Genomic DNA, 13,041 nt, shown 5'->3' with positions numbered 1-13,041 from the left:
CCCATCTCATTTTATTTTGTTATACCCGGCACTCTGCAACGTTGAGCGGCGGATAAGCAGCCGTCTTTTATAAAGCCACGTAAAAACCCCCACGTCAATTGTTGCGAAATCGCTTCAGCAAACGAATAAATGGCGGCAATTTGCGAAATTTAACTCAGACGTCGCTTGATAAGCGTTGCTTATGGAAATGTGACCAGAATCACCGTCCCGCCCCAGGAAAAGAGGCGGGATCCGCAGGCTTTAGTGCCAGCAGAAATGGTGGACAACCTGCGTAATCAGCTCACGGGTCGGCTTGATAAAGCGGGTTTCCAGATATTCATCCGGCTGGTGGGCCTGGTTAATGGAGCCAGGACCTAAAACCAGCGTCGGGCAGAGTGTCTGGATAAACGGCGCTTCGGTGCAGTAGTTCACGACTTCAGTTTGTGCGCCGAGGAGCTTTTCAACAACCTGAACCAGCCGGTGGTCCGGCGGGCATTCGTAGCCCGGAATCGGCGGATGCAGCTCGGAGACGGTCAGGCGACCCGGCCAGCGCTCGCTAACCGGTGCCAGCGCTTCATCCAGCAGTCCGTTGAGATCGTTGAGCGTCATGCCCGGAAGCGGGCGAATATCCATATGCAGCTCGCAGCAGGCGCAGATGCGGTTTGAGGCGTCGCCGCCATGGATAGCCCCGAGGTTGAGCGTCGGATACGGTACGGTGAAAGCATCGTAGTGATAGCGCTCTTTCAGCGAGTCGCGCAGCTGCATGATGCGACCAATGGCATCGTGCATCAGCTCAATGGCGTTGACGCCGCGCGCCGGATCGCTGGAGTGGCCGGACTGCCCCTGGATACGGATGGCGTTGGACATATGGCCTTTGTGCGCGCGTACCGGCTGCAGTGAGGTGGGTTCACCGATGATGGCGCAATCCGGGCGCAACAGGGTCGTTTCGGCAAAGTAACGGGCGCCGGCCATGCTGGTCTCTTCATCGGCGGTAGCCAGGATGTAGAGCGGTTTTTTCAGCTGACTGACATCGACATCGCGCAGGGCATCAAGAATAAAGGCAAAAAAGCCTTTCATGTCGGCGGTGCCGAGGCCGTACAGCTTGTTTTCGTGCTCGGTGAGGGTGAAAGGATCGCGGGTCCAGCGGCCGTCATCAAAAGGAACGGTATCCGTATGTCCGGCGAGGAGCAGGCCGCCAGCGCCGTGGCCGGTGCTGGCCAGCATATTGAATTTGTTGCGCGTATCCGGCACCGGCTGCACTTCGACATTGAAGCCAATTTCGCGGAACCAGCCGGCGAGTAAATTGATTAAAGTCTCATTACTTTGATCCAGCGCCTCTTCGGTTGCGCTGATAGAAGGTGTGGCGATCAATGCGCGGTAAATCTCGATAAAGGGTGGTAAATTGTTTTTCATTGTTGACACACCTCGGGTCATGATAGTATCAATATTCATGCAGTATTAGTGAATAAAAATACATTATCGTTGAGCGTAAGAAAACCCATAAAGTGTAGGGAAAGTGCTTACGGCTTAACAGGGTGAGGAAGAGAAATGCTTCCTGGACAAATATGACGTAAGAAGGTGAAGAGCCCCGATGTTGAAGACGCTGATTGTGGGTGCCAGCGGTTATGCCGGCGCAGAGCTAGTGACCTATGTAAATCGCCATCCTCATATGACCATAACCGCTTTGACGGTCTCCGCGCAAAGCAATGATGCAGGGAAATTCATTTCCGATTTGCATCCGCAGCTGAAAGGCATTGTGGATTTACCGCTGCAGCCGATGTCAGATATCAGCGAATTTAGCGCCGGGGTGGATGTCGTCTTCCTCGCTACCGCCCATGAAGTGAGCCACGATCTGGCGCCGCAGTTCCTTGCCGCAGGCTGCGTGGTATTCGACTTATCCGGCGCCTTCCGCGTAAACGACGCTGCGTTCTACGAAAAATATTACGGCTTTACTCATCAGCATCCGGCCCTGCTTGAGCAGGCGGTGTATGGCCTGGCAGAGTGGAGCGTCGACAAACTGAAAGAGGCGAATCTGGTCGCCGTACCGGGCTGCTATCCGACGGCGGCTCAGCTGTCGCTGAAGCCGCTGATCGATGCGGACCTGCTGGATCTTAGCCAGTGGCCGGTGATCAACGCGACCAGCGGCGTCAGCGGTGCGGGTCGTAAAGCGGCCATCGGCAATAGCTTCTGTGAAGTCAGCCTGCAGCCGTATGGTGTGTTCAACCATCGCCATCACCCGGAAATCTCGACCCATCTTGGCGCAGAGGTGATTTTTACGCCTCATCTCGGCAACTTTAAACGTGGGATTCTGGAAACCATTACCTGCCGCCTGAAGCCAGGCGTCAGCAAAGAGCAGGTTGCCGGAGTGTTCCAGCAGGCGTATGCCGATAAGCCATTGGTACGTTTATACGATAAAGGCGTGCCCGCATTGAAAAACGTCGTAGGTCTGCCATTCTGTGATATCGGTTTTGCGGTTCAGGACCAGCATATTATCGTGGTGGCGGCGGAAGATAACCTGCTGAAAGGCGCGGCGGCGCAGGCAGTCCAGTGCGCGAATATTCGTTTCGGCTTCGCTGAAACGCAGTCTCTTATTTAAGGTGTGATGATGAACCCATTAATTATCAAACTCGGCGGCGTTTTACTCGACAGCGAAGAAGCGCTGGAGCGTCTGTTTACCGCGCTGGTCAATTATCGTGAAACGCATCATCGCCCGCTGGTTATTGTGCACGGCGGCGGCTGTGTGGTGGATGAGCTGATGAAGCAACTCAACCTGCCGGTGAACAAGAAAAACGGTCTGCGGGTGACGCCTGCGGATCAGATCGACATTATTACCGGTGCGCTGGCGGGAACTGCGAATAAGACGCTGCTGGCATGGGCGAAGAAACACCATATTGCGTCCGTTGGCCTGTTCCTTGGCGATGGTGACAGCGTGAAGGTCACTCAGCTTGATGAAGAGCTGGGCCACGTTGGCCTGGCGCAGCCGGGATCGCCGGCGCTGATTAACACGCTGCTGGCGGGCGGCTACCTGCCGGTGGTCAGTTCGATCGGCGTGACCGATGAAGGGCAACTGATGAACGTGAACGCTGACCAGGCGGCCACTGCGCTGGCGGCGACCCTTGGCGCGGATCTGATTCTGCTTTCCGATGTCAGCGGTATTCTTGATGGTAAAGGCCAGCGCATCGCGGAAATGACCGCGGCGAAGGCGGAGCAGCTGATCGAACAAGGCATTATCACTGATGGCATGATCGTCAAGGTGAATGCCGCGCTGGATGCGGCGCGGACGCTGGGCCGTCCGGTGGATATCGCCTCCTGGCGCCACGCGGAACAGCTGCCGGCATTGTTTAATGGCACGCCTATCGGCACGCGTATTCTGGCTTAATATTTCATGCCCGGCGGCGTATTGTTTGCCGGGCCTACAAGACTGTAGGTCGGGTTAGCGAAGCGTCACCCGGCAGAACTAAACGAATTTAAGGAAATGGTTATGGCACTTTGGGGCGGGCGTTTTACTCAGGCAGCAGATCAGCGGTTCAAGCAGTTCAACGACTCTTTGCGCTTTGACTATCGTCTGGCGGAGCAGGATATCGTTGGCTCTGTCGCCTGGTCTAAAGCGCTGGTGACGGTGGGCGTTCTGAGTGCCGCTGAGCAGCAGCAGCTGGAAGAGGCATTAAGCGTGCTGCTGGAAGAGGTGCGGGCAAATCCGCAGCAAATTCTTGCAAGCGATGCGGAAGATATCCACAGTTGGGTGGAAGGTAAACTGATCGACAAAGTGGGCCAGCTGGGTAAAAAATTGCATACCGGTCGTAGCCGTAACGATCAGGTCGCAACCGACCTGAAGCTGTGGTGTAAAGATACCGTCGCGGAGCTGCTTTCTGCGAACCGCCAGCTGCAAAGCGCGCTGGTGGATACGGCGCAGAACAACCAGGATGCCGTTATGCCGGGTTATACCCACCTGCAGCGTGCGCAGCCGGTGACGTTCGCCCACTGGTGCCTGGCCTACGTTGAGATGCTGGCGCGCGATGAAAGCCGCCTGCAGGATACCCTCAAGCGTCTGGACGTCAGTCCTCTGGGCTGCGGTGCGCTGGCGGGTACCGCCTATGATATCGATCGCGAGCAGCTGGCCGACTGGCTGGGCTTTGCGTCGGCGACCCGCAATAGCCTGGACAGCGTTTCTGACCGTGACCACGTACTGGAGCTGCTCTCCGATGCGTCGATTGGCATGGTTCACCTGTCACGTTTCGCCGAAGATCTGATTTTCTTTAATACGGGCGAAGCCGGTTTTATTGAGTTATCCGATCGCGTCACCTCCGGTTCCTCGCTGATGCCGCAGAAAAAGAACCCGGATGCGCTCGAACTTATCCGCGGAAAATGTGGCCGCGTTCAGGGCGCCCTGACCGGGATGATGATGACTCTGAAAGGTCTGCCGCTGGCCTACAATAAAGATATGCAGGAAGATAAAGAAGGGCTGTTCGACGCGCTCGATACCTGGCTTGATTGCCTGCATATGGCGGCGCTGGTGCTGGATGGCATTCAGGTCAAGCGTCCGCGTTGTGAAGAGGCGGCGCAGCAGGGCTACGCAAATGCGACCGAACTGGCGGATTATCTGGTTGCGAAAGGGGTGCCGTTCCGTGAAGCGCACCATATTGTCGGGGAAGCGGTTGTTGAAGCGATTGCCCAGGGCAAGCCGCTGGAAGATCTGGCGCTGGCCGACCTGCAGAAGTTTAGCGGCGTGATTGCCGACGATGTCTATCCGATTCTGTCGCTGCAATCTTGTCTGGATAAGCGCTCGGCAAAAGGCGGCGTTTCGCCGAAGCAGGTTGCCCAGGCGATTGCTGACGCGAAACAGCGTCTGGTGTAAATCCTCGCCGCCCCTGGATGATTCCAGCGGGATGAGTGAGAAAAGAGGCTCGGGCTATGTCCGGGCTTTTTTATGCAAAAAAAAAGCGGACACAAGGTCCGCAAAAGTTCACGTTGGCTTTAGTTATCTGGTCAGGGAATATGCTGAGGCAATGTCGTGATTTTCTGACTTTCGCCTCGTTTCTGGGTTTATTATTGAACAGAAAACTTGATAGGGATAATCGTTCGTTGCTATGCTATCTATCGCCATGAACTATCATGGCGACGGAGGATGAATAATGAATATTCGCGATCTTGAATACCTGGTTGCGCTAGCCGAGCACCGCCACTTCCGGCGCGCGGCGGACTCCTGCCACGTCAGCCAACCCACGCTTAGCGGACAAATCCGTAAGCTGGAGGATGAACTTGGGGTCATGTTGCTGGAGCGCACCAGCCGTAAGGTGCTGTTTACCCAGGCCGGACTGTTGCTGGTGGATCAGGCGCGTACCGTGTTACGCGAAGTCAAAGTGCTCAAGGAAATGGCAAGTCAACAGGGTGAGACCATGTCCGGGCCGCTGCATATTGGCCTGATTCCGACCATTGGCCCTTACCTGTTGCCACAAATCATACCGATGCTACACCAGACGTTTCCAAAGCTGGAAATGTACCTGCATGAAGCCCAAACGCATCAGCTGCTGGCTCAACTGGACAGCGGTAAGCTTGACTGCGCGATCCTCGCACTGGTGAAAGAGAGCGAGGCCTTTATCGAGGTACCGCTGTTTGACGAGCCGATGATGCTGGCAATCTACGAAGATCATCCGTGGGCAAATCGCGATCGCGTGCCGATGTCCGATTTGGCCGGGGAAAAACTGCTGATGCTGGAAGATGGCCACTGCCTGCGCGATCAGGCGATGGGGTTCTGTTTTGAGGCCGGTGCGGATGAAGATACGCATTTCCGCGCGACCAGCCTCGAAACGCTGCGCAACATGGTGGCCGCAGGTAGCGGTATCACGCTGCTGCCGGCGTTAGCGGTGCCGCAGGAGAGAAAACGCGATGGCGTGGTCTATATTCCGTGCATTAAGCCGGAACCGAGACGAACCATCGGGTTAGTTTACCGCCCCGGCTCCCCGCTGCGCAGCCGCTACGAACATCTGGCGGAGGCCATCCGCAGCACCATGGATGGCCATTTCGACAAAGCGTTAAAACAGGCGGTTTAAGCCATTTAACGCAGCAACCCGATAGGCTTCCGCCATGGTTGGGTAGTTAAAGGTGGTGTTGACGAAGTACTCAATGGTGTTGCCACCACCTTTTTGCTCCATAATCGCCTGGCCGATATGAATAATCTCGGCCGCGCGCTCGCCAAAGCAATGAATCCCAAGGATCTCTTTCGTTTCCCGATGGAACAGGATCTTCAGCGTGCCCACGCTCATGCCGACGATTTGCGCCCGTGCCAGATGTTTAAACTGCGCGCGACCCACTTCGTACGGTACCTTCATGGCAGTCAGCTGCTGCTCCGTTTTACCGACGGAGCTGATTTCCGGGATGGTGTAGATGCCGGTGGGGATATCCTCAATCAGATGGGCAGAAGCCTCACCTTTAATCAGCGCCTGCGCGGCGATGCGACCCTGATCGTAAGCGGCTGATGCCAGACTTGGATAACCGATGACGTCGCCTACGGCATAGATATGCGGCAGCGCGGTCTGATACATGCTGTTGACCTTGAGCTGGCCGCGGCTATCGGTTTTCAGACCAATATTTTCCAGCGCCAGCGAATCGGTGTTACCGGTACGCCCGTTGGCGTACAGCAGGCAATCTGCTTTCAGTTTTTTACCCGATTTCAAATGCATGATCACGCCGTCATCAACGCCTTCAATCTTCTCGTACTCTTCGTTGTGGCGAATAACCACACCGCTGTTCCAGAAGTGATAGGAGAGGGAGTCGGACATCTCTTGATCGAGGAATGCCAGCAGACGATCGCGGGTATTTATCAGGTCCACTTTGACTTCCATACCGCGGAAAATGGACGCGTACTCACAGCCAATCACCCCGGCGCCGTAGATAATGACGTGGCGGGGCTCGTGCTGCAGACTGAGAATAGAATCGCTGTCGTACAGGCGCGGGTGGGAAAAGTCGACATCAGCCGGATGATACGGACGGGAGCCGCAGGCGATGACGAATTTCTCGGCGGTGATCGTCTCGACGGTACCGTCGTGACATTCCAGGGCGAGCGTGTGTTCATCAACAAAGTGCGCGTTGCCCTGCAATATTTCGCAGTGGTTGCGCTCATAGAAACCCTGACGCATATGGGTCTGCTGGTTAATGACGCTGTCGGCATGGTTAAGAATGTCGGCGAAGGAAGAACGAAGAAGACGGGAATGGTCGCTGTAGAGGGGGTTTTGGTTAAACTCGATAATACGACTGACGGCATGGCGGAGGGCTTTCGACGGGATGGTACCCCAGTGGGTACAGCCGCCGCCGACGTTATGATAGCGCTCAATAACGGCGACGCGCGCTCCTTGCTTAACCAGTCCCATCGCAGCACCTTCACCGCCAGGACCGGAACCAATCACTATTGCATCATAATCCCAAGAGTGTGACATGGCATTACTCACCTGTTTTATACATAAAATAAACACGATGATAACATTCGCCGGGCTTTAACCCAATTATCGTTGTGCTTTTTTGCGGCATAAAAGCAGATTCGGCTCGTAAACAATCATTCACAAACCTGGCTAAACCGATTAGTTTTAATCTCTGGTATAGTGCCAACAGGTCTATTGGAAGGATTCAGACATCGTGATGGGCGTAAGAGCACTACAAAAAGAGAAAACCCGACGTTCGCTGGTCGAAGCCGCATTCAGCCAGCTGAGTGCTGAGCGGAGTTTCGCCAGCTTGAGTTTGCGCGAAGTAGCGCGCGAGGCGGGGATTGCACCAACGTCCTTTTATCGCCATTTTCGCGATGTTGACGAACTCGGTCTGACGATGGTCGACGAGAGCGGGCTCATGCTACGCCAGCTGATGCGCCAGGCGCGGCAGCGTATCGCCAAAGGCGGCAGCGTGATTCGCACCTCGGTTTCCACGTTCATGGAATTTATAGGTAATAACCCAAACGCTTTCCGTCTGTTGTTACGGGAACGTTCTGGCACATCCGCGGCGTTTCGTGCCGCCGTGGCGCGTGAAATTCAACATTTCATCGCGGAACTTGCCGATTATTTAGAAATCGAAAACCATATGCCGCGCGCCTTTACCGAAGCGCAGGCTGAAGCTATGGTCACTATCGTTTTCAGCGCCGGCGCTGAGGCGCTGGACGTCAGTCCTGAACAGCGCCGGCAGCTGGAAGAGCGACTGGTACTGCAGCTCAGAATGATCTCGAAAGGCGCGTATTACTGGTATCGCCGCGAACAAGAAAAAATGTCACATCATTCCGAATAACGTGAAGGACGAGCAATGAAACACTCAGTTCAAGATAAAGGTACGCTGCTGCTGGCGCTGATCGCTGGTTTATCCATTAATGGAACCTTCGCCGCGCTGTTCAGCTCGATTGTTCCCTTTTCCATCTTCCCGGTGCTGTCTCTGCTGCTGACAGTTTACTGTCTGCATCAGCGCTACCAGAACCGCAGTATGCCCGTGGGCTTGCCTGGCCTGGCGGCGGCCTGCTTTATTCTCGGCGTTCTGCTGTATAGCACCGTGGTACGTGCGGAATATCCGGATATCGGCTCCAATTTCTTCCCGGCCGTGCTGTCGGTGATTACCGTGTTCTGGATCGGCTACCGGATTCGTAACCGTAAGGATACGGCGGCAGAGTAAGCCTCGTTACCCGGCAAACATTGCGTTGCCGGGTGTTTGGTGCTTACTTTTTCGTGAGCAGTACGCCACATTCCATATGATGGGTGTACGGGAACTGATCGAACAGCGCCAGACGCGTGACGTCATGAGTCTGGCTTAAGGTTTCCAGATTCTGGCACAGGGTCTCCGGATTACAGGAGATGTACAGAATACGCGGGTACGCCTGCACCATCTTCTCCGTTTCATTATCCAGCCCGCTGCGCGGCGGATCGACAAAAATCGTCTCACACTGATAGCTTTTCAGGTCAATACCCTGCAGGCGATTAAACTCTCGTACACCGTTCATGGCCTGCGTAAACTCTTCCGCCGCCATACGGATAATCTGCACGTTATCAATATGGTTAGCCGCAATGTTGTACTGCGCCGCCGCGACCGACGGTTTGGCGATTTCCGTTGCCAGTACGCGATCGAAGTTGCGCGCCAGGGCCAGCGAGAAGTTACCATTGCCGCAGTACAGCTCCAGTAAATCTCCCGTCGCCTCTTTGGTGGCGTCCAGCGCCCACTCCAGCATCTGGATATTCATGGCGGCATTCGGCTGAGTGAAGCTGTTTTCTACCTGGCGATAGATCATTTCGCGGCCGGCAACCGGCAGACGCTCATCGATGTAATCTTGATCGAGCTCGATTTTGGTTTTGGTGGCCCGGCCAATCAGATGCACGTTGAGGTTTTTCGCGCGCAGCGCATCGCGCAGAATCTCGGCCTGCTGACGCCACTCATCGTCGAGTTTTTTGTGGTACAGCAGCGATACCACGGCCTGGTTGCTCATGGTCGTCAGATAATCGACCTGGAATAGTTTGTGGCGCAGAACCGGGTTATCGCGCACGCCGTCAAGAATCTCGACCATCAGTTGATTGATGAGCTCACTTGCCGCCGGGAAGCTATCGACGCGAATCCGGGATTTCGTCTGCTGATCGAACATGATGTGGTACAGGTCGTCACCGTCATGCCACAGGCGGAATTCAGCACGCATACGATAATGACTCACCGGCGAACGAAACACCTCCGGAACCGGCGCGGCAAAAGGCACCATCATTTTTTGCAGACGGACGACTTTTTCTGCCAGCTGCGCTTCATATTGTTCGGTCGGAAGGTGTTCTGGGGTCATGATGCATCCTGAATAAAATAAGTACGCGGGGATTGTAGGGAAAGCGTAGGGGATGTCCAGCCCGGATAAGGGATCAAATATAATTATAGAAGTCTGGACATCTATATGTTTCTAATTATAGCATTGTGTAACCGGTCCTGTGAGTTAAAAGGGAACCCAGTGTAAATCTGGGGCTGACGCGCAGCGGTAAGGAAGGTGGGATGAACGCATTATGCAGACACTGCCGATATCAGGTGGGAAGTCCTCATCCATAACACGCCCCAAGCCCGAAGACCTGCCGGAATACGTCGCATTTGGTTTCTATCATCGCGTGCTACTGATGAAACCAGCGGCATCCTTTATATGTTACGGATGCTTTTACAATGATTAAAAAAGCTTCGCTGATGACGGCTCTCTCCGTCACGGCATTTTCTGGCTGGGCGCAAGACAGCAATTCAGATACGTTAGTGGTGACAGCAAATCGTTTTCAACAGCCGGTCAATACGGTTCTTGCACCGACCGATGTGGTCACCCGCGAAGATATCGATCGCTGGCAGGCGAAGGATTTGAATGACGTTATGCGTCGACTGCCGGGGGTGGATATTGCCCAGAACGGGGGAATGGGACAGAGCTCTTCTTTATTTGTCCGCGGTACCGAGGCCAAGCAGGTTCTGGTGCTGATCGATGGCGTTCCCATGCCGCGCCCCGGTATTACAAACAATCCTGACCTCAATCAAATACCGCTTTCTCTGGTACAACGCGTGGAATACATCCGCGGCCCGCGTTCGGCTATTTATGGTTCCGGCGCGATGGGCGGCGTAATTAACGTCATCACCCACTCTGATAAAGAAGAATCTAAGATTACCGCAGGCGTCGGTTCTGAAGGCTATCAGCAATACGACGGCACGCTTCGCCATCGCTTCGGTGATACGGTGGCGACGGTCGCCGGTTCCTATGAGGGCAATAAGGGCTTTAACGTTCAGCCTGACTCGAGCTGGTCTCACGATCAGGATCGCGATGGTTTCCGCAGCAAAGCGTTCTGGGGCGGTCTTGAACATAAATTTAACGATAACCTGAACGGTTTCTTCCGTGGGCGTAGCTATACCAATAATAGCGATTACGATCTGGGCAGCCCGCCATACAGCCCTGCCTACAGTGCAGATGAAGAGCAGCTCTATAACCAGAGCTGGGACGCGGGCCTGACATTCAGCTCCGGGATCTACTCTTCACAACTGATTGCCAGCTATCAGAAGGTCAAAGACTACAACTACAGCAGCATATACGGCCGTTACAATGATGGTACGACGCTCGATCGGATGACTCAGCGTAACCTGCAGTGGGGAAATAACGTTATTGTTGGCCACGGTTCGGTGAGCGCCGGCGTCGACTGGCAACAGCAGCGGCTGACCTCGTCGGATACGGTCATATCGGATACCTACAAGCGTGATAACACCGGCCTGTATCTGACCGGTCAGCAGCAGTTTGGCGATGTTACGCTTGAAGCGTCCGGTCGCGAAGACCATGACGAGCAGTTTGGCTGGCACGGGACCTGGCAGACCACCGCCGGTTGGGAATTCGTGGAAAACTATCGCGTAACCCTCGGCTATGGTACCGGCTTCCTCGCGCCTTCGCTGGGACAGCAGTTTGGTTCGACCCGTTTTGGTATCAGTTCAAACCCGAACCTGAAGCCTGAAGAGTCCCAACAATGGGAAGCCGGGCTTGACGGTCTCACCGGGCCGCTGGACTGGCGCCTGTCTGCGTATCATTACAAGATCACCAATCTGATTACCTATTACTCGGATCCTGTCACCTATGAAGGTGAGTATGACAATATCAATGCCGCAACCATTAAAGGCGTTGAGTGGACCGGTAATATCGATACCGGCATTTTCAGCCACCGCGTCACGTTGCAGTACGTCGACCCGCGTAATGATGACAATGGTGAAGTCCTGGCCAGACGTTCTAAGCGACAGGCGAAGTACCAGCTGGACTGGACAATGTTCAACGTCGATATGGATGTATCGTGGCAGTATTACGGTAAGCGCTACGATAACAACACGTCTCAGTACAATAATACGCAGCGCATTTTGCCAAGCTACAGCACTGTTGATGTTTCTGCCGCGTATCCGATCACCGATCACCTGACAGTTCGTGGTAAAATAGCTAACCTGTTCGATAAAGATTACGAGACAGCTTATGGCTACCAAACTGCAGGACGAGAATACTACTTGTCTGGCAGCTACACCTTCTGATCCACGTCCCACCGTGCTGGTGTTTGACTCCGGCGTCGGTGGGCTGTCGGTTTATCATGAGATTCGGCAGCTTCTGCCGAATCTGCATTACATCTACGCTTTCGATAACGTCGCTTTTCCTTACGGGGAGAAGAGTGAAGAATTTATCGTTGAACGCGTGCTCGAAATTGTCACTGCCGTTCAACAACGTTATCCGCTGGCGCTGGCCGTCATTGCCTGCAACACCGCCAGCACGGTCTCTCTTCCCGCCCTTCGTGAAAAATTCGCTTTTCCTGTCGTGGGAGTCGTCCCGGCGATTAAACCCGCGGCGCGTTTAACGGCGAACGGTATTGTTGGTCTGCTGGCGACGCGTGGAACGGTCAAGCGTCCTTACACCCGCGAGCTGATAAGCCGTTTCGCGAATGAATGTAAGATAGAGATGCTGGGTTCCGCTGAACTCGTTGAGCTGGCGGAAGCGAAGCTGCACGGCGAACCGGTCCCGCTGGAGGAGTTGCGGCGTATTCTGCGCCCGTGGCTGCGAATGGCGGAACCGCCTGATACGGTTGTGCTGGGCTGCACACATTTCCCTCTCTTACAGGAAGAGCTGCAGCAGGTGCTGCCGGAAGGGACGCGGATGATAGATTCAGGTGCTGCGATTGCGCGTCGTACCGTCTGGCTGCTGGAACATGAAGCGCCAGATGCGAAATCCAGTGATCCGAATATGGCTTATTGCATGGCGCTGACGGCCGAAACTGAACAACTTTTGCCCGTTTTACAGCGTTATGGCTTTGAGACGCTGGAAAAACTGCCACTTTAATCGCGTTTTGCACAAAAAAGAGACGGTTGAAAAGTTTTTTTAAAACAGGGCTTGTCAACGTCTCAGAACTCCCTATAATGCGCCTCCACTGACACGGAACAACGGCACGCAAGCCGCCGGGTCAGCGGGGTTCAGAGATGAACACCAACGGAGAAAAGCGAAAATAAACGCTTGACTCTGAATGAGGAAAACGTATTATACGGGACCTCGCGACAGAGCGCTCAGCGCCGTCGCACTGCTCTTTAACAATT

General features: G+C 54.6%; 11 protein-coding genes and 1 riboswitch. Of the genes, 8 read left to right on the top strand and 3 right to left on the bottom strand.

Annotated elements, in window-relative coordinates:
* Window positions 1-240 precede the first annotated feature (240 nt).
* A complete protein-coding gene (gene argE / locus BV390_RS23155) occupies window positions 241-1,392 on the bottom strand; it encodes an acetylornithine deacetylase (RefSeq protein WP_032690073.1) in 1,152 nt (383 codons plus the stop codon).
* Window positions 1,393-1,570: 178 nt separating this feature from the next.
* Here argE and argC point away from each other — a divergent pair, with 178 nt between their 5' ends.
* From argC to oxyR, 4 genes are all read left to right on the top strand, one after another.
* A complete protein-coding gene (argC, locus tag BV390_RS23150) occupies window positions 1,571-2,575 on the top strand; it encodes an N-acetyl-gamma-glutamyl-phosphate reductase (RefSeq protein ID WP_032690072.1) in 1,005 nt (334 codons plus the stop codon).
* Between the two features lie 6 nt (window positions 2,576-2,581).
* Entirely contained in the window at window positions 2,582-3,358 is a 777-nt protein-coding gene (gene argB / locus BV390_RS23145; RefSeq protein WP_094898572.1) for an acetylglutamate kinase, read from the top strand.
* A gap of 102 nt (window positions 3,359-3,460) precedes the next feature.
* Window positions 3,461-4,834 carry an argininosuccinate lyase gene (gene argH, locus BV390_RS23135; RefSeq protein ID WP_032696633.1) on the top strand — a complete coding sequence of 458 codons (1,374 nt, stop codon included), beginning with the start codon at window positions 3,461-3,463 and terminating at the stop codon, window positions 4,832-4,834.
* Window positions 4,835-5,111: 277 nt separating this feature from the next.
* Window positions 5,112-6,029 carry a DNA-binding transcriptional regulator OxyR gene (gene oxyR, locus BV390_RS23125; protein WP_004869452.1) on the top strand — a complete coding sequence of 306 codons (918 nt, stop codon included), beginning with the start codon at window positions 5,112-5,114 and terminating at the stop codon, window positions 6,027-6,029.
* On the opposite strand, the gene sthA is transcribed toward oxyR, so the two are convergent.
* Window positions 6,012-7,412, bottom strand: a complete 1,401-nt coding sequence (gene sthA / locus BV390_RS23120) for a Si-specific NAD(P)(+) transhydrogenase (RefSeq protein WP_004869456.1) — start codon at window positions 7,410-7,412, stop codon at window positions 6,012-6,014. The genes oxyR and sthA overlap by 18 nt on opposite strands.
* A 196-nt stretch (window positions 7,413-7,608) precedes the next feature.
* Here sthA and fabR point away from each other — a divergent pair, with 196 nt between their 5' ends.
* Window positions 7,609-8,244 carry an HTH-type transcriptional repressor FabR gene (fabR, locus tag BV390_RS23115; protein WP_032690068.1) on the top strand — a complete coding sequence of 212 codons (636 nt, stop codon included), beginning with the start codon at window positions 7,609-7,611 and terminating at the stop codon, window positions 8,242-8,244.
* Window positions 8,245-8,259: 15 nt separating this feature from the next.
* On the top strand, window positions 8,260-8,619 hold the full coding sequence (locus BV390_RS23110) for a YijD family membrane protein (RefSeq protein ID WP_032690067.1): 360 nt from the start codon (window positions 8,260-8,262) through the stop codon (window positions 8,617-8,619).
* Window positions 8,620-8,662: 43 nt separating this feature from the next.
* Here BV390_RS23110 and trmA read toward each other — a convergent pair whose 3' ends face one another.
* A complete protein-coding gene (gene trmA / locus BV390_RS23105; RefSeq protein WP_032698440.1) occupies window positions 8,663-9,763 on the bottom strand; it encodes a tRNA (uridine(54)-C5)-methyltransferase TrmA in 1,101 nt (366 codons plus the stop codon).
* Window positions 9,764-9,878: 115 nt separating this feature from the next.
* Window positions 9,879-10,058, top strand: a riboswitch (cobalamin riboswitch).
* A gap of 67 nt (window positions 10,059-10,125) precedes the next feature.
* On the opposite strand from trmA, the gene btuB reads away from it, so the two are divergent.
* A complete protein-coding gene (btuB, locus tag BV390_RS23100; protein ID WP_032690065.1) occupies window positions 10,126-11,994 on the top strand; it encodes a TonB-dependent vitamin B12 receptor BtuB in 1,869 nt (622 codons plus the stop codon).
* A complete protein-coding gene (gene murI / locus BV390_RS23095) occupies window positions 11,939-12,790 on the top strand; it encodes a glutamate racemase (protein WP_032690064.1) in 852 nt (283 codons plus the stop codon). The genes btuB and murI overlap by 56 nt, the downstream gene beginning before the upstream one ends.
* Window positions 12,791-13,041: the final 251 nt, after the last annotated feature.

This window comes from Klebsiella sp. YJ (assembly GCF_002108615.1).
GTDB lineage: Bacteria > Pseudomonadota > Gammaproteobacteria > Enterobacterales > Enterobacteriaceae > Klebsiella > Klebsiella planticola.
Note: the sequence above shows the minus strand (reverse complement) of the source record. Positions and strands in the feature narration are given on the sequence as shown.